12 protein-coding genes are annotated in these 15699 nt (G+C 73.7%); 3 read left to right on the top strand and 9 right to left on the bottom strand.

The genetic code is table 11. The features are described from left to right. Nucleotides 1–15: 15 nt before the first annotated feature. The 7 genes from ACQEVS_RS29955 to ACQEVS_RS29925 form a co-directional block, all read right to left on the bottom strand. Nucleotides 16–744, bottom strand: a complete 729-nt coding sequence (locus tag ACQEVS_RS29955) for a (2Fe-2S)-binding protein (RefSeq protein ID WP_433025730.1) — start codon at nucleotides 742–744, stop codon at nucleotides 16–18. Between the two features lie 49 nt (nucleotides 745–793). Continuing rightward, a complete protein-coding gene (locus ACQEVS_RS29950; RefSeq protein WP_433025727.1) occupies nucleotides 794–1285 on the bottom strand; it encodes a DUF4430 domain-containing protein in 492 nt (163 codons plus the stop codon). Nucleotides 1286–1338: 53 nt separating this feature from the next. Then, nucleotides 1339–2832, bottom strand: coding sequence for a prenyltransferase/squalene oxidase repeat-containing protein (locus tag ACQEVS_RS29945; protein WP_433025724.1), 1494 nt, complete (start codon nucleotides 2830–2832; stop codon nucleotides 1339–1341). A gap of 20 nt (nucleotides 2833–2852) precedes the next feature. Then, the gene (locus ACQEVS_RS29940; RefSeq protein ID WP_433028024.1) at nucleotides 2853–3743 is read right to left on the bottom strand and encodes an ECF transporter S component; all 891 of its coding nucleotides are present in this window, start codon (nucleotides 3741–3743) and stop codon (nucleotides 2853–2855) included. Nucleotides 3744–4183: 440 nt separating this feature from the next. After that, on the bottom strand, nucleotides 4184–5839 hold the full coding sequence (locus ACQEVS_RS29935) for an ABC transporter ATP-binding protein (RefSeq protein ID WP_433025721.1): 1656 nt from the start codon (nucleotides 5837–5839) through the stop codon (nucleotides 4184–4186). After that, a complete protein-coding gene (locus ACQEVS_RS29930) occupies nucleotides 5836–7422 on the bottom strand; it encodes a CbiQ family ECF transporter T component (RefSeq protein ID WP_433028021.1) in 1587 nt (528 codons plus the stop codon). The genes ACQEVS_RS29935 and ACQEVS_RS29930 overlap by 4 nt, the downstream gene beginning before the upstream one ends. Continuing rightward, a complete protein-coding gene (locus ACQEVS_RS29925; protein ID WP_433025718.1) occupies nucleotides 7422–8528 on the bottom strand; it encodes a hypothetical protein in 1107 nt (368 codons plus the stop codon). The genes ACQEVS_RS29930 and ACQEVS_RS29925 overlap by 1 nt, the downstream gene beginning before the upstream one ends. A gap of 627 nt (nucleotides 8529–9155) precedes the next feature. Between ACQEVS_RS29925 and ACQEVS_RS29920 the strand changes: the two genes are divergently transcribed. After that, nucleotides 9156–11687 (top strand): GH92 family glycosyl hydrolase, encoded by a 2532-nt coding sequence (locus ACQEVS_RS29920; protein WP_433025715.1) that lies wholly within the window; start codon nucleotides 9156–9158, stop codon nucleotides 11685–11687. 231 nt (nucleotides 11688–11918) lie between these two features. After that, nucleotides 11919–13361 (top strand): amino acid permease, encoded by a 1443-nt coding sequence (locus ACQEVS_RS29915; RefSeq protein ID WP_433025712.1) that lies wholly within the window; start codon nucleotides 11919–11921, stop codon nucleotides 13359–13361. A gap of 3 nt (nucleotides 13362–13364) precedes the next feature. On the opposite strand, the gene ACQEVS_RS29910 is transcribed toward ACQEVS_RS29915, so the two are convergent. After that, entirely contained in the window at nucleotides 13365–14228 is an 864-nt protein-coding gene (locus tag ACQEVS_RS29910; RefSeq protein WP_433025709.1) for an Fpg/Nei family DNA glycosylase, read from the bottom strand. A gap of 116 nt (nucleotides 14229–14344) precedes the next feature. Here ACQEVS_RS29910 and ACQEVS_RS29905 point away from each other — a divergent pair, with 116 nt between their 5' ends. Continuing rightward, nucleotides 14345–14710, top strand: a complete 366-nt coding sequence (locus tag ACQEVS_RS29905) for a 5-carboxymethyl-2-hydroxymuconate Delta-isomerase (protein ID WP_433025706.1) — start codon at nucleotides 14345–14347, stop codon at nucleotides 14708–14710. Nucleotides 14711–14746: 36 nt separating this feature from the next. Here ACQEVS_RS29905 and ACQEVS_RS29900 read toward each other — a convergent pair whose 3' ends face one another. Continuing rightward, nucleotides 14747–15580, bottom strand: coding sequence for a class I SAM-dependent methyltransferase (locus ACQEVS_RS29900; protein WP_433025703.1), 834 nt, complete (start codon nucleotides 15578–15580; stop codon nucleotides 14747–14749). Nucleotides 15581–15699 lie beyond the last annotated feature (119 nt).

Genomic DNA, 15699 nt, shown 5'->3' with positions numbered 1-15699 from the left:
CGGGGGCCCGGGGCGTCAGCTGAGGGCGGGCCCGGCGGCGGCCCGGGGCGGGTGACGCAGGACGCAGTCGCCGCACATGCCGCCGGAGGGCACGCGGTAGTACAGGCAGCAGGTGGAGCGGACGAACTCCGGCCCGGCGGCCGTGGCGGTCAGCCGGCCGGTGCCCGCCGGCAGCGGATGTTCCAGCAGCGCCTCGGCGTAACCGACCGCCCGCGCGGCCTCCTCGTCCCGCCCCCGCTCCACACACCAGGCATGCAGCACCCGCAGGGCCCCGCCGAGCGCCGAAGCCACGTTGCCCCGGAGCACCCGCGAAGAGACGGGGACGACGTCCCGGAACAGATCGTGCAACGGCGCGAGACGCCCCTCGACGACGGTGGCGACGATCCCGGCCACCGGATCCGTGCCGGACGGCAGGAACGGCACGTCCGGCAGCCACAGGTCGTCGGGCGCCGTCAGCAGCGGGTGCCACCGGAGCCCGTCACCGCCGAGGTCCGGCACCCGCCCGAGGAGCACGGCGGCACCAAGCGCCACCGACAGCAGCCGCCCGGCGATCCCCTGGAACGCCACGGACGCCGCGACCCGCCCCTCCCCCGTCCCCAACCGCCGCCCCACCGTCTCCACCCGCAGCCGCACGGCCTCCTCCCCCAACGGCAGGTAGCCGCCGGGCCCGGGACCGCCGAGCTCGTCGTCATCCGTACGGAGCGCGAAGAAGGGGCCTACGGAGGCGAGTTCGGTGAGGTGCATAGGGCGTACGGTCCTCAGGGGGTGCGGATCGGGACGGATTACCGGCGGATCAGAGGGCGGTCCAGGTGAAGGCCACCTTGTCACCCTGCTTGAGCTTGTACTGGCAGCCGCCGACGCTGGTCGAGGTGCCGTTGACGGCGATGTTCCAGTAGTACTCGTCGTTCCCGGTGTCCTTGGCTATGCGGTTGACGAAGTAGTCGTCGAACGACGCGTACCAAGTGCCGTCCCAGGTGAAGCCCTTCTTCTTGGAGGCGTCGTCGAGGGCGGCGGTGGGCGTGGCGCCCGGGGTCGGGTTCGCCTTGTTGTTGGTGCCGTCGCACTTGTGGGTGCCGCCGGTGGCGGTGGTGACGTCGTGGCCGGTGGTCTTGATGTCACCGCTGAAGAGGACACCGCTGGAGCCCTTCACCGTGAGGTTGACGGTGATGGGCGCCGGGGCGGCGGCCTTGGAGGTGGCGGCCGTCGCGCTGGTGGCGGGCGCGGCGAGTGCCAGGCCGAGGGCGGCCGCGGCGACGAGGGTCCTGCGGGTGAGCGGAGCGAGCATGGAACGGACCTTTCGCGATCTTCGTGATGGTGGTGGGGAAGGACTGCCTGCGCTCAGACCGCGTCGTCCCGGCGGCGGCGCCGCGACACGACGACGGCGGCCGACCCGGCCAGCAGCAGCGCGCCCGCGCCGATGGCCACGGGGAACGCCTTGCCGGCACCGGTGCGCGCGAGGCTGCCGCTGGCGTTGTCGGTTCCGGCGCCGGTGCCGCTGCCGCTGCTTGTGCCGGTACCGGACGACGCGCCGGTGTCGGACGAGGACCCGCCGGTACCGCCGGAGCCGCCTCCGGTCGTGGTGTCCGACGTGGACGTCACGGTCGCCGTGGGCGTGGCCGTGGCGGTGGCCGTCCCGGTCGGAGCGGCGGTCGACGGCTCGGGGGACGGGCTGTTGCCCGTCGTGGTGGACCGGGAGGGGCTGGGCGACTTCGTGTGTCCACCGTTGGCACCGGTGTCGCCGGTGTCTCCTGCGCAGGTCATCGGGACCGTGTCGGCCTTCATGTGCCCGCCGTTGATGTTGGCCAGGGGCTGCCGCGCCAGTGCGGGGATGGCCTGGGCGGTGGCGCGCAGGGTGCTCCCGTCGACGACGCGTTGCTTCCACCCGACCGCTCCGCGGTCGTCGGGGTTCTTGGCTTCACAGGCCACCTGGACACTGCGCAGCCAGTCGATGCCCCGGTCGGCCTCGGTGGTGCGCCTTCCGGCCACCAGCGCCTGTACGGCCAGCGCGGTGGAGTTGGCGTTGGCTTCCCACTCCTCCTTCGGCCTGCCCGGCGTCAGGCTGGGGTCGGCGAATCCGCCGTTGGACAACTGCTGCTTCTCGACGAGCCACTTCAGGCCCTCTTCGGCCTCGGCCGTCCGCCCCGCCGCCAGCAGAGCCTGCACTGCCATGCCCGTGGCATCCGTGTGCGGGGTGCAAGCCTTGGGATCAGGCTTGTTCTTGAGAGCGAGTGGAAAGCCGCCCTTCTCGCACTTGCTGGCCGCGATGACGTCGACTGCCTCCTTGGGCGCGCCACCGGCGCGCTGCAAGGCGATAACGCCCAGGGACTGGGTGAATTGGTTGGAATAGTCGCCGTCATGGCCTTTGAACCGGCCGTTCCGCAGGGAACCCTGCAGCAGGGCCGGCAGGTCGTACCCACCGAAGTCCTTGACGTTACGGTGCATGATCTCCGCGACCAGCGCCAGCTTGGCCGTTCCCCCGGCGTTCACCTTGTCCTTGCCCGCGACGTGGATGTACTGCCCGGCAGTTTCTTCCAGAAAGACGGTCGCCCGCTCTGCCATCTGTCCAGCCGTACCGGTGGAGGCCAGCCCCATGACGATGTCGGCGGTCAAGCCGTGGTCCCACTGGGCGTTGGAGCGCGCGTCCAACTGCTGTGCCGCCCAGGCGGCGGCGGCCTCGGCCGCGACGGGCAGGGGCGCCTGAGCCCCCTTCTGCCCCTCTGCCGGCGCCTCGCCGGCGAAAGCGAGCCCCGCCGTACCGGCGGACAGCAACGCCGCTCCGACCAGCGCCAGCGGCAGGGCGGTGCCTCTGCCCGAACGTACGGACTGTGTCATGCGGTTCTCTCCTCGGGAATTCATCGGCGGGACGCCGGAGCGAAAGTGACCGGTGCGTCGAACGCCGCCCGGCGGGCCGCGCGGCGCAGCACGGTGAGGACGGCGGGACCGGTGAGCAGGATGGCGACGGTGTTGGTGACGGCTCGGCCGGTGTCCCAGCCGAAGGTGGACGTGACGAGCGTGAAGGCCGCGAAGCGGTGCAGGTTGTCCAGGAGCGGGGCGCCCGGCTGGAACGACAGCTGGGTGTCGGGCCCGGCGGTGAACGGCCAGAACCACATGTTCATGAGGAAGCCGAACCCGTAGGCGACGACGATCCCGTACCCGACGAGCATCGCGATCTCCGCCCGTCCGGTGACCCGCTTGGGCAGCAGCCCGGCGCCGAGTCCGATCCAAGCGGAGGCGATCATCTGGAACGGCAGCCATGGCCCGACGCCCGCGGTGAGCAGCGCCGACGCGAAGAGCGACGTGGCGCCGAGGACGAAGCCGAAGCCGGGTCCGAAGACCCGCCCGGCGAGCACGAGCAGGAAGAACACCGTCTCGATGCCCGCCGTCCCCGCGCCCAGCGGGCGCAGCCCCGCGTTGACCGCCGACAGGACGCCGAGCATCGCGAGCGCCTTGGTGTCGATGCCCCCGGAGGCCATTTCCGCCAGGACGACGGCGAGCAGCACCGGCATCGCGATGACGAAGATCAGCGGTGCGTCGACGGTGTGTGCCATGCCGCCGGTGCGCGGTTCCGCCGAGCCGAACAACGGCCAGAAGAACATGGCGAGTCCGGCGAGGCTCGCCAGGGCCAGGACGAGGCCGCTGCGGAACCGGATGCGGATGACGGGTACGCGGCGGGCGGGACGGGCGGCGGCACGCGGGCCGCCGGTCGTGTCCGGGTCGACGGCAACCGAGTCCCGCCCGGCCATCGCGACGGCGGCAGGCCGCCGTCCTGGCGCGGCAGGACGGACGGGTCCGTCGTCCGCGATGTCCTTTCGCGCGGAGCCTGGCGGGCCGGTCGGCACCGGCCCGCCGGTGGCGGCGGACGGCTCGGCGGTCGCCGGTGCGGTTCCGCCGCCCCGCGCGTCCGTGCCCACGGTGGTGCCGTCCGCGGCCCACGCACCGGCTGGAATGCCACCTGCCACGGGTACGGTGGCTGTCGTGCCGTCTCCCGTGTCTCCCGTGCCTGCGGAGACCATCCCTCCGTACGGCTCGGCGCCGGCCGGCCTCCGGCGTTCTGGCGTCCGGGCATGGGGGCCGACCCGACGCTCTCCGGACCGGCCGGACTCCCCGCGCCGAGTGTCCCGGCCGCCGCTCCCACCGGCGAACGCACCCGTACCGGCCGCCTCGTGGAACACGTCCTCCCCGTTCATGCCCCCACCCCCGCCACCGGCGGCCGTCCGGCGGGCGCCAGAGCCTCCGCCACCTGATTGACCGTCAACCACGCCTGTGGCGCCAGCACCTTGGCCACCTGCGGCGCGAACGCCGGGGAGGCGACGATCACGTCGGCCGTCGGCCCGTCGGCGACGATCCCGCCCTCGGCCGTGATCACGACACGGTCCGCCGCACGGGCCGCGAACTCGACGTCGTGCGTGGCGACGACCACCGCGCGGCCCTCGCCGGCGAGGCGCCGCACCAGAGCCGTGAAACGTTCCTTCGCGGGCAGGTCGAGCCCCCGCGTCGGCTCGTCCAGCAGCACCACGCGCGGCGCGGCGGCGAGTTGGACGGCGAGGACGAGGGCGAGCCGCTGTCCCTCGGACAGGTCGCGGGGGTGCCGGGCGCCGGGGACGCCGGGGGCCAGGTCGTCGAGGAGGGCGCGCGCGGTGCCCGGGGCGGCGCCGGACTCCTTGTCGGCCTGGGCGCATTCCGCGTCCACGCTCTCCAGGTACAGCAGGTCGCTCGCCGTCTGCGGCACCAGCCCGACCAGGCGGCGTGCCTTCCGCGCCGGGACGCGGCCCGGGTCCGTACCGTCCACCCCGACCCGGCCGGAGCGGCGGGGGCCGGACCCCTGCAGGGCCCACAGCAGCGAGGACTTGCCCGATCCGTTGCGGCCCATCAGCGCGACGACCTCGCCGGCCGCCAGGTCCAGGGACATCCCTCTGACCGCCTGCACGGACCCGTAGCCGACGACGACGTCCCGGGCCTCGAGGGCGGTCCCCCGCGCTTCGTCGTCTTCCCCGGCGCCCCTCGGCTCGCCCGCCCCCGGCGTCCGCCCGGCCAGGCGCTCCCGCAGCGGCCCGGCCAGGCGGCGGGCGTCGCGGACGGACAGGGGCAACGGGTCCCAGCCGGCGAGACGGCCGAGGCGGACCACCGGTGGGGCCACGTCGGCGTCGCGGACGGCCTCGGCCGGGGTGCCGACGGTCACCCGGCCGTCGCCGGGCAGGTGGACGACCCGGTCGGCGTACTGCAGGACGCGCTCCAGCCGGTGCTCGGCGATCAGCACGGTGGTGCCGAGGTCGTGGACGAGCCGGGTGATCGCGGCCAGGGCCTCCTCCGCCGCGGTGGGATCGAGTGCCGACGTCGGCTCGTCGAGGACGAGGACGCGCGGGTGCCGGGTGAGGACGGAACCGATGGCGACCCGTTGCTGCTGGCCGCCCGAGAGCGTGCGGAGGGCCCGGTGGCGCAGCGGGGCGATGCCGAGCAGGTCGAGGGTCTCCTCGACGCGTTTGCGCATGACGTCGGCCGGGGTGCCCAACTGTTCCATGCCGTAGGCGAGTTCCTCCTCGACGGTGTCGGTGACGAACCCGGCGAGCGGGTCCTGGCCGACGACGCCGACGAGGTGCGCGAGCTCCTGCGGCGGCGCTTCCCGTGTGGAGACGCCCGCGACGGTCACCGCACCGCTCAGGTGCCCGCCGGTGAAGTGCGGGACGAGGCCGTTGACGGCGCCGAGGAGGGTGGACTTGCCGGCGCCCGTACGGCCGGTGACCAGGCAGAGCTCCCCTTCGGGCAGGTGCAGTCGGACCTCGCGCAGCGTGGGCCGGTCGGCCCCGGCGTAGGTGACGGTGACGTCGTCGAAGGTGATCACGCGAGGGCCTCCCGCTCGGCCGGCCCGCTGCCGGGGACGGCTCGCCCGGCGAACGTGTGATGCGGGCCGGTGGCCTCGTGCGCGTCCGACGCCTTGTCGGTGGTGATCATCCCGGCGACGGTCTTCCCGGTGGTGGTCTTCCCCGTGTCCGCCTCGTGAACAGTCGTCACACGGAGGTCTGCGCCGGAAACGCCTGCGGTCGCCGACCGGTCGTCCTGGTGCGCCGCACCGAGCGCGGCATCTGCGGCAGGCCCCCGGCGGGGGTTCGCGACGTTCGGCCGGCCGGCACGGTTCCTCACGTCCGACGTCTCACGCCTGACGGGTTCCCCCGCGGTCCGGCCCCGGCCGAGCGCTGTTCCCTCCGCCTCCTCACCCTCGGCCACCCTCCGGCCCTCGGACGCATCCGGGCCGCTCGTCCGCTCGCCGGCGCCCGGCACCGGAGCGGACTCCGGCCCCGGTTCACGCGGGACGGCGCTCGGCGCCGCCGGTGCCAGCCATGCCGGGAGGGCGCCGACGAGGATCGCGGCGACGGGCAGCGGGCCCGCCTCGGGCCAGGTGAGCGGGGAGAGCGACGGGTAGAGGTCGGTCGCGTCCGCGCGGGAGGCCAGGTACAGCAGGGCGCCGGTGGCGATGCCGGAGCCGGCGACGAGGAATTCGGCGGTCCGCCAGCGATCGGGCCGGTAGCGGCTGCGCCCCGCCCGCAGCCCGCCGAGTACGAAGCCCAGGACGGCGACCGCCAGTCCGCCGAGCAGCAGCGGCGCGCCCAGCCGGCCCGGGGTGTCGGAGCCGAGAACGCCGTAGAGCCCCGCGCAGACGCCGAGGAGTCCGGTGATGACGAGGGCCCCGGTCAGCCGGCGCGCCCCCGGTGCGGAGCGGCTCGCCCGGCCGGTGTTGCCATAACCGTGGGAGGCCATGGCGGCGGCCAGGGCCAGGGAGCGGTTGAGGGCGTCTTCAAGGACCGGGATAACGATGCCGCGCAGGGCGCGCAGACCGCGCTGCCGACCGCCCCGCAGGGCCCGGGCGCGGCGGACGCGCTGCACGCTCTCGACGAGTTGGGGCGCCACGGTCAGGGCCACGACCACGGCCGTGCCGATCTCGTACAGGGCGCCTGGCAGCGCCTTGAGCATCCGTTTCGGGTTGGCGAGGGCGTTGGCGGCACCGACGCAGATGACCATGGCGGCCAGCCGGAGCCCGTCGTAGACGCCGCCCAGCACCTGTTCGGCGGCCACCGGGCCGAACAGCCGGATCCCGGCGGCCCACTGCGGCAGCGGCACCTCCGGCAGGGTGAACAGGACGTGCTCTCCCTGGCCGCCGCCGAAGACCACGCGGAAGACGACGCGCGAGACCACGATGAACGCGCCGAGGGTCAGGTACATGGGGAAGGCGAGCGCCCACGGGTTGTCCCCGCGCCGGCGGACGACGACGCAGCCCGCCGCCGCGACGAGGAGCACCAGCAGCAGCGGGTTGGAGGTGCGTCCGGCGGCGGTGGCCAGGCCCAGGGCCCACAGCCACCACGCGCCCGGGTGCAGGGCGCGTGGCAGGACCAGCGGAGCGCGGCGGACGCCGTGCGGGCGTACGGACATCACGGTGCGCTGTCACCTCGTGCGGCCCGCTTGCGGCGCCAGGCGGTGACGGACGCGGAACCGGCGAGTCCGGCCGCCGCGGCGGCCACCAGGATCGTGCCGACGGGCACCCCGCCGCCTGCGTCCGAGCCGTGCGCGACGGTCCGCGGGCTGTCGGCGGACGCGCGCTTGCCGGCATCCTCGCCGCCGGTCCAGTCGGCGGCCTGGGTGGGCGTGTCCTGAGGGCCCGGCGTGCGCTCGTCGGTCGTGCCGGGCGTGGCCGGGCCGGACGGTGCGGAGCCCGCCGAGCCGGTGGAACCGCTTCCGGGTGAGGACGGACGGCCGGGGGCCTGCTCCCGGCTCTGGTTCCGGCGGTCGCTGGGGCCGCTGCTCCCACCCGCCGCCCCGCCAACGCCTGCAGAACTGCCACTTCCGCCGGAACCGCCGCTTCCGGCGGAACCACCATTTCCGGCGGGCCGCCCACCCGTACCGCCGTTACTCGAAGCGCCGCCTCCCCCACCGGCCGCCGGGCGTCCCGGGTCACCACCGCCCGGCTGGGGTTGCGGTTGCTGCTGAGGCTGCTGGGGCTCCCCTTGCGGCGGTACGGGCGTTCCCGGGCGCCGGGGCGCCACCCGGGGTGCGGGCGCTCCGCCCGCGTCCTTGTCCAGCGAGAACGACCAGCCCTCGAAACTCCCCGCGGGCGGCGTGCGGTTGGCGACGCCCCACTGGCTGTACGTCCAGCGGCCGTCGTTCGGCGCGTGCCAGTAGGACCAGTACGCGCTGGCCGGGGGCGTGTCCGCGCAGGACTCCTGGCGCGGCTCGGGCTTGTTCTCGATGCGGCAGACGAAGCCCTCGCCCCACCGCAGGGTCCCGGCGATCCGGAATCCGGCGTTCTTCAGGGCGGTCAGGCCGGTGAACTGGCCGCCGGGCGCGCACCGGACGATCGTGCTGCCGCCGAGTCCCTGGAAGTCGACGACGACGGTGACCCCGTTGCCATCGGGGCAGAAGCCGGGCCGGCCGCGGCCGGTGTCCACGGCGGCGGCGTCGCCCGCGGTGGCGAGCCCGGAGGCAACGGAGGCGGCGGCGAGCGCCAGAGCGGCCACCGACGCGCGTATCCGACCGGCCATCAAACGCCCTTCGTTGGTGGCCCGCGCCCGGGCCCCCGGGCCCGCGCGGCGCTCCGCCGGTGGTCCGGACGAGACCGGACCCGGGCCGGAAGCCGGAGGATCGAGGGCTCAGGGCTCCACGCTGCAGACCGTGACAGTGGGAAGCGGTTCCGCGGCGCACCGGGCGGTCCGGCTCGCGGGTCCGCCGGCCTTCGAAAATCGCCGCCCGGCCGGGCTCCGCTCACGGTTGCAGGTCAGCGCCGGTCTTCCACCGGCTTTCCCCGAGTGCGCCACTCATTCGGTTGTCATCGGACGAGGACGCCGTTCCCGTGCGGAGGACATCGTCTCCGCGCGGAGCCGACGCTCCGTCAATCGTTCGATACGAACGCCCGTACTGTACACCGGCCCCACCTCCCAAGGCACCGGCATTCCCCGCCGTACACCGGCAGTTCGCGTGTCCCGCGCCTCCCCCACGCCCGCCGGTCACCGCCCGTCGCGGTGTCGCCCGCCGGGCGGCCGGAACACCACGCCCACCACGCGGCGCATCCTTGACTCACCGCCCCTCGGCGGCGAGCCTCCCCTGAGAGTGATGCGTGGGCGCCGGGAGCGCGCCGACACCCTGCCGCCGGCACGCGAGGGACGTGGACGATGAGACGGAGACGGACCGGACATCCGCGGCTGCGCACCAAGGTCGCCCTCCTCGCCCTGGCGGCGGCCCTGGGCGGTACGGCCGCTCTCGCGCCACCGGCCCCCGCCGACACTCCACCGGCGCCCGCCGTCTCGGCTGACGCGCCACCGGCCTCCACCACCTCCACCGATACGCCACCAGCCCCCGCCGACGCGCCACCGGCGCCCGCCGTTTCCGCCGACGCACCACCGGCCCCCGCCGCCCCCGCTGCTTCCACCAACGCTCCCACCGCCCAAGACCCCACCCCCGAGCGCCTCACCGACCTCGTCAACCCCTTCATCGGCACCAAGAACGAGGGCAACACCTTCCCCGGTGCCGCCGTCCCGTTCGGCATGGTGCAGCTCTCCCCCGACACCGGCCACGCCATGGGCTACAGCTACAAGGACACGCGCATCCGCGGCTTCTCGGCCGTCCACCTCTCCGGGGTCGGCTGCCGGATCGGCGGGGACCTGCCCGTCCTGCCGACCACGGGGGAGGTGACCGAAACCGACAACGCCAAGTACGCCGTCGCGTTCTCGCACGCCGACGAGACCGCCCGGCCCGGCTACTACCGCGTCAAGTTCGGCTCGGGCGTCACCGCCGAGCTCACCGCCACCACGCACACCGGGCGTCAGCGCTTCACCTTTCCCGCCACCGGCAAGGCCAACGTCCTCATCAACGCGGGTCAGTCGCTGCACCGGGGCGTCTCCACCAAGGTGGAGATCGTCGACGACCGCACCGTGCGGGCGACGGTCACCGGGCGGGGCTTCTGCCAGGACACCCGGCCGTACACCGTCCACACCCTGACCCGCTTCGACCGGCCGTTCACCGCCTACGGCACCTGGGAGGGCGAGCGGGTGACCAGCGGTTCCCGGGCGTCCTCCGGGACCGGGCGGAACGGGGCCTGGGTGCGCTTCGACACCGCCAAGGAGCAGCGGGTCGAGGCGACGACCGCCGTCAGCTACGTGGACGCGGACGGCGCCGGGCGCAACCTGGCCGCCGAGGAGGCGGGCTTCGACCGGACGGCGGAGGCGGCGCGCGCCGCGTGGGAGAAGCGGCTGGGCGACGTCGCCGTCCAGGGCGGGAACCGGACGCTGCGCCGCACCTTCTACTCGGCGCTCTACCGGTCGCTCCTCTCCCCCAACACCGGCAGCGACACCGACGGCCGCTACCTGGGCTGGGACGGCAAACCGCACGAGGCCAAGGGGTTCACGTACTACCAGAACTGGTCGCTGTGGGACACCTACCGCACCCAGGCGCAGCTCCTGTCCCTGCTGGCACCGGCCGAGGCCCGCGACATGGCACTGTCCGTGCTGCGGATCGACGCCGAGGGCGGGTGGCTGCCCAAGTGGGGGTACGGGCCGGTGGAGACCAACATCATGACCGGTGACCCCGTCACCCCGTACCTCACCAACGCCTACCGCCAGGGGCTGCTCGCGGGGCACGAGGAGGAGGCGTACCGGGCGCTGAAGCGGAACGCGGACGGGGTGCCGCCCGCCGACTCCCCGTACATGGGCCGGGAGGCCAACCCGCGCTACCTCACGGACGGTTACGTTCCGCTGGCGCCCGAGCTGTCCCGGCACAAGCCCGGTGACTCCGACTTCCAGCAGGGCGCCTCCGCCACCCTGGAGTACGCGCTGGCCGACGGTGTGCTGTCGGAGATGGCGGAGGCGCTCGGCCACCACGACGACGCCCGGCGGTACGCGGACCGCTCGCGCAACTACCGGAAACTGCTGGACCCGGCGACGGGCTTCTTCCGGCCGCGCGACGCCAAGGGCGCGTTCACGGGCTCCGCGGACCCGGCGAAGAGCCCCGGCTTCCACGAGGGCACCGCCTGGCAGTACCAGTGGCTGGTCCCCCAGGACCTGCCCGGGATGATCGAGCTGATCGGCGGCCGGGAGGCGGCGGAGAAGCGGCTGGACTCCTTCTTCGCCTACGACAAGCTGCTCGCCGACCCGGCCCGCACCGCCCGCGAGGTGTGGGTGCACGGCCCGTACGACTACTACAACGCCGACAAGTACAACCCGCAGAACGAGCCCGACCTCCTCGCCCCCTACACCTACCTCGCCACCGGCCGGCCCTGGAAGACCACGGACGTCGTGCACGCCGCGCTGACCCTGTTCACGGACGCTCCCGACGGCATGACCGGCAACGACGACCTGGGCACGATGTCGTCCTGGATGGTCCTCTCGGCCATCGGCGTCTACCCGGTGCGGCCCGGGACGGACGTGTGGGGGCTGAGCACCCCGGTCTTCGACCGCGTCGAACTGCGGCTGGACCGCCGCTGGTACCCGCAGGGCCGGTTCACCGTGACCGCGCCCGGCACCTCCGCCACCGACCGCTACATCCAGACCGCCCGGCTGGACGGCACCGCCTTCGACCGGACGTATTTGACGACGGCGGCGCTCCGGCGCGGGGAGCGCCTGGAGCTGACCGTCGGACCGAAGCCGGGCCGCTGGGGCACCGGGCGGTCGGCGGCGGTGCCCGCCATCGGCGGCCGGTGGTTCGGCTGAGGGCGGATCCGTCCACCACGAACCCGTCGAGGACGGATCCGCAGCAGACGGCTGACCGGCTGAGGACCGATACGACGAGAGCGAAAGCGCAGCAGACGGATCGGCTGAGACAGATCGGCTGAAGACCGGACGGAGCCGGAGCGGCGGCTTCCGTCGCCGCTGCCGGTGCACCATCATGAGCCGCCGTCAGCGTCCCGCCGACACGAGGACAGGGCGACGAGAGGACACGACATGGCAGGGCTCCGGGCCGGGCACGGCATGCTGCGCCGCAAACCCATCGAGACCATCGAAGAGGCGGAGACGGCGGAGGCGCACGGCGAGCACCTGTCCCGCACCCTCGGCCTGTGGCAGCTCACGGCCATCGGCGTCGGCGGCATCATCGGCGCCGGCATCTTCAGCCTCGCCGGCACGATCGCCAACGGCACGGCCGGGCCCGCGGTGCTCGTCTCGTTCCTCATCGCGGGCGTGGCGAGCGCGGCGGCGGCGTTCTCGTACGCGGAGTTCGCGGGCCTCATCCCGCGGGCCGGGTCCGCCTACACCTACGGTTACGCGGTGCTCGGTGAGATCGGCGGCTGGTTCATCGGCTGGGACCTGTTGCTGGAGTACACGGCCATCGTCTCGGTCGTCGCCATCGGCATCTCCGGCTACGTCAATTTCCTGGTGACGGAGTCGGGGGCGAACCTCCCCCACTGGATGCTGGGCGCGCCCGGTACCGGGGACGGCCACCGGGTGGACCTGTTCGCCGCCGTGCTCTGCCTGCTGATCGCCTATCTGCTCACCCTGGGCATCAAGAGCGCGGCCCGCTTCGAGACGATCGTCGTGGGACTGAAGATCGTGGTGGTGCTGCTGGTGGTGATCGTCGGCTTCTTCCATGTGAAGAGCGGCAATTACCACCCCTTCTTCCCGTTCGGGGTGAGCGGCGCGTTCACCGGGGCCGCCACGGTGTTCTTCGCCGTGTTCGGTTACGACGCGATGTCCACGGCCGCCGAGGAGTCCAAGGACGCGCAGCGGCACATGCCCCGGGCGATCATGTACTCGCTGGGCATCTCGATGGTGCTGTACGTGCTGGCGTGCCTGGTGCTGACGGGGATGCAGAACTACAAGGACATCGACAAGGAGAGCGGCTTCGCCACCGCCTTCAAGTCGGTGGGGCTGGGCGGCATCGCGGACGTCGTCGCGGTCGGGGCGATCATCGGCATCCTCACGGTGATGTTCACGTTCATGCTGGGGGTGACCCGGGTGTGGTTCGCGATGAGCCGCGACGGGCTGCTGCCCAAGTGGTTCGCGCACACCCACCCGACGCGGCACGTGCCGACCCGGGTCACCTGGATCGTGGGCGTCGCCTCGGCGCTCATCGCGGGGTTCGTGCCGATCGGGGAGGCCGCGGAACTCACCAACATCGGCATCCTGCTGGCCTTCGCGGTGGTCTGCACCGCCGTGATCGTCCTCCGCCACAAGCGGCCGGAACTGCCCCGCGGCTTCCGCTGCCCGGGCGTGCCGGTGGTGCCGGGCGTCGGGGTGGCCGCCTCGATCTGGCTGATCACCTATCTGGCCTGGCAGACGTGGGTGCGGTTCGCGGTGTGGTTCGTGATCGGGCTCGCGGTGTACTTCTCCTACTCGTACCGGCACTCGGAGCTGGCGCACGCGGACGCGCGCGGGGTGCCCCGGGACTGACCGCTACTTCAGCAGCCGGGACAGCCGCCGGTCGGCGAGCGGCTTCCCGCCCGTCTGGCAGGTGGGGCAGTACTGGAGGGACGAGTCGCTGAACGACACCTCGCGGATGGTGTCGCCGCAGACCGGGCAGGGCTCGCCGGTGCGGCCGTGCACCCGCAGGCCGCTCTTCTTCTCGCCCTTCAGCCCTGCCGCCGCCTGCCCGCGCGAGCGCTCGACGGCGTCCCGGAGGGTGGTCCGCAGCGCCTCGTAGAGGGCGGCGGCCTCGTCGTCCGCCATGCCCGACGTCGGCTTGAACGGGGACATCCGGGCCGTGTGCAGGATCTCGTCGGAGTAGGCGTTGCCGATGCCGGCGATCACGCTCTGGTCGCGAAGGAAGCCCTTGACCTGCCGGCGTTCGCCGTGCAGGAGGCGGGTGAACGCGTCGAGCGTGAACGCGTCGGCCAGCGGGTCGGGCCCGAGCCGGGCGATCCCCGGCACGTCGGACGGGTCCCGCACGCAGTAGGCGGCCAGGCGCTTCTGGGTGCCCGCCTCGGTCACGTCGAAGCCGGCGCCGCCGGCCAGCCGGACGCGCAGGGCCAGCGGCCCCTTGCCGGGGCGCGGCGGGGCGGCCGGCAGGGCGTCCTGCCAGCGCAGCCAGCCGGCCCGGGCGAGGTGGAGGACGAGGTGGGGGCCGCCCTCGGTGGCGATGTCCAGGAACTTCCCGTGCCGGCCGACCCCGGCCACCGGCCGGCCCGCCAGGGCGGTGAGCGGCGGGTCGTACGTCTTGAGCACGCTCACCGCGACCGGCAGCACCTTCTCGACCGTACGGCCGACCAGCCGCTCGCCCAGGAAGGCCGCGAGCGCCTCGACTTCCGGCAGTTCGGGCATGGTTCCAGTGTGACGGGGGCGACGGGACGGGCAAGTCGGGGCGGGCGGGGCGTACGAGAGGATGATCACTCGTTCGGCCGTATCCGCTTGCGCATCTTGAACACCGGGAGCCTCCCATGCCGCACTTCGCCGTCGACTACTCCGAGTCCCTGGGCGACGCCTTCGACCCGCGTGCCTTCGCCCTGGCCCTCCACCCGCTGACCGCCCGGGTCCTGGACACCGCCGTGACCAACTGCAAGACGCGGTTCCGCCGCTGCGCGGAGGTCGTGGTGGCGGACGGGCTCGCGGGGCAGTCGCTGGTGCACGTCGAGGTGGCGGTGCTGCCCGGACGGACGGAGGAGGCGAAGGCCGCGCTGAGCGAGGCCGTGCTGGCACTGGTACGGGAGCACACGGCAGGGGCGGAGGGGGTGGTGCACGCGTCGGTGAACGTGGGTGAGCTGAGTGCTTCCTACCGCCGGCACATCGGGGCGGCGGAGGCGTAGGAGGCGGAGCCCACGGCCGGGCAGGCGGGCCGGCGGTCAGCCCGCCGTCTCCGGGAACTCGAACCGCGTCATCCGCAAGACGTCCCGCAGCCTGGGGACACGGCTCGTCAGACGCGCCTCCAGGCGGGCGAGCGGCGCGATCCGGCGGACGTCGGGGAGGTCACAGCCGCGGATGGCGTCGAGGCAGGTCAGGCCGGGGTGCAGGCGTTCCAGGGCGCGGGGGTCGTCGATGCCCCAGTGCACCCGCGCGCCGGTCTTGCGGAGGCAGGGCACCAGCCCCTGGATGCGGATGCCCAGGCCGTTGAAACAGTCGAACAGGAGTTGTCCGCCCGGGAAGTGGGCGGTGATCCGCCGGATGAGGCGCTCGCCCTCGTCCGGCCGCAGGTACATGGAGAGCCCCTCGAAGACCGCCACCACGGGCCGGTCGGCGGGGAGTTCCTCCAGCCAGCCGTCGGCGGTCACCGAGGTCGCGACGGTGCGGTAGTCGCCGCCGGGGGCCGGGAGGACGCGGTCGCGGAGGGCGATGACCTCGGGGAGGTCGGCGTCGATCCAGCGGGTCTCCGGGAACCGGGCGAGGCGGTGCGCCCGGGTGTCGAGCCCGCAGGCCAGGTGGAGCACGGTGGCCCGGGGGCGCCGGGCGAGGTAGTCGGCCGTCCAGCCGTCCAGGCAGTGGGCGCGCAGGGCGACGCCGGCCGCGTTCACGGAGGTCATGCCCATGCCTCGGAAGTCGTAGTCGAGGCGCCGGACGGTGTCGAGGGCCGTCCGGTCGTGCAGGAGGGAGTGGCGGGAGCGGCTGTCGAGGGCGCGGGCGTAGAGGGTGGCGAGGAGGGTTTCCGGGACCCCGGTGAGGGTGATCTTCTCGCGGTCCATGGGCCTCCTGACGGAAGGGCGGTCGCTGTCGTCCTCCCGGCCGAAGGGCGGCTGCCGCCGTCCTCACGGTAGCCCCGGTGGTGTCCTTCCGTCCCGGCCCGGGAGAGCCCGGCCAGGCG

Source organism: Streptomyces sp. CA-181903 (assembly GCF_050937075.1).
Lineage (GTDB): Bacteria > Actinomycetota > Actinomycetes > Streptomycetales > Streptomycetaceae > Streptomyces.
The sequence above is the reverse complement of the archived record's forward strand: the minus strand, read 5'-3'. Positions and strand labels throughout refer to the sequence as shown.

What these genes read in the sequence shown, in the direction of transcription:
- ACQEVS_RS29955 (WP_433025730.1), bottom strand. Translation starts at nt 744, where the DNA reads ATGCACCTCACCGAACTCGCCTCCGTAGGCCCCTTCTTCGCGCTCCGT.
- ACQEVS_RS29950 (WP_433025727.1), bottom strand. Translation starts at nt 1,285, where the DNA reads ATGCTCGCTCCGCTCACCCGCAGGACCCTCGTCGCCGCGGCCGCCCTC.
- ACQEVS_RS29945 (WP_433025724.1), bottom strand. Translation starts at nt 2,832, where the DNA reads ATGACACAGTCCGTACGTTCGGGCAGAGGCACCGCCCTGCCGCTGGCG.
- ACQEVS_RS29940 (WP_433028024.1), bottom strand. Translation starts at nt 3,743, where the DNA reads ATGGCCGGGCGGGACTCGGTTGCCGTCGACCCGGACACGACCGGCGGC.
- ACQEVS_RS29930 (WP_433028021.1), bottom strand. Translation starts at nt 7,422, where the DNA reads ATGTCCGTACGCCCGCACGGCGTCCGCCGCGCTCCGCTGGTCCTGCCA.
- ACQEVS_RS29925 (WP_433025718.1), bottom strand. Translation starts at nt 8,528, where the DNA reads ATGGCCGGTCGGATACGCGCGTCGGTGGCCGCTCTGGCGCTCGCCGCC.
- ACQEVS_RS29920 (WP_433025715.1), top strand. Translation starts at nt 9,156, where the DNA reads ATGAGACGGAGACGGACCGGACATCCGCGGCTGCGCACCAAGGTCGCC.
- ACQEVS_RS29915 (WP_433025712.1), top strand. Translation starts at nt 11,919, where the DNA reads ATGGCAGGGCTCCGGGCCGGGCACGGCATGCTGCGCCGCAAACCCATC.
- ACQEVS_RS29910 (WP_433025709.1), bottom strand. Translation starts at nt 14,228, where the DNA reads ATGCCCGAACTGCCGGAAGTCGAGGCGCTCGCGGCCTTCCTGGGCGAG.
- ACQEVS_RS29905 (WP_433025706.1), top strand. Translation starts at nt 14,345, where the DNA reads ATGCCGCACTTCGCCGTCGACTACTCCGAGTCCCTGGGCGACGCCTTC.
- ACQEVS_RS29900 (WP_433025703.1), bottom strand. Translation starts at nt 15,580, where the DNA reads ATGGACCGCGAGAAGATCACCCTCACCGGGGTCCCGGAAACCCTCCTC.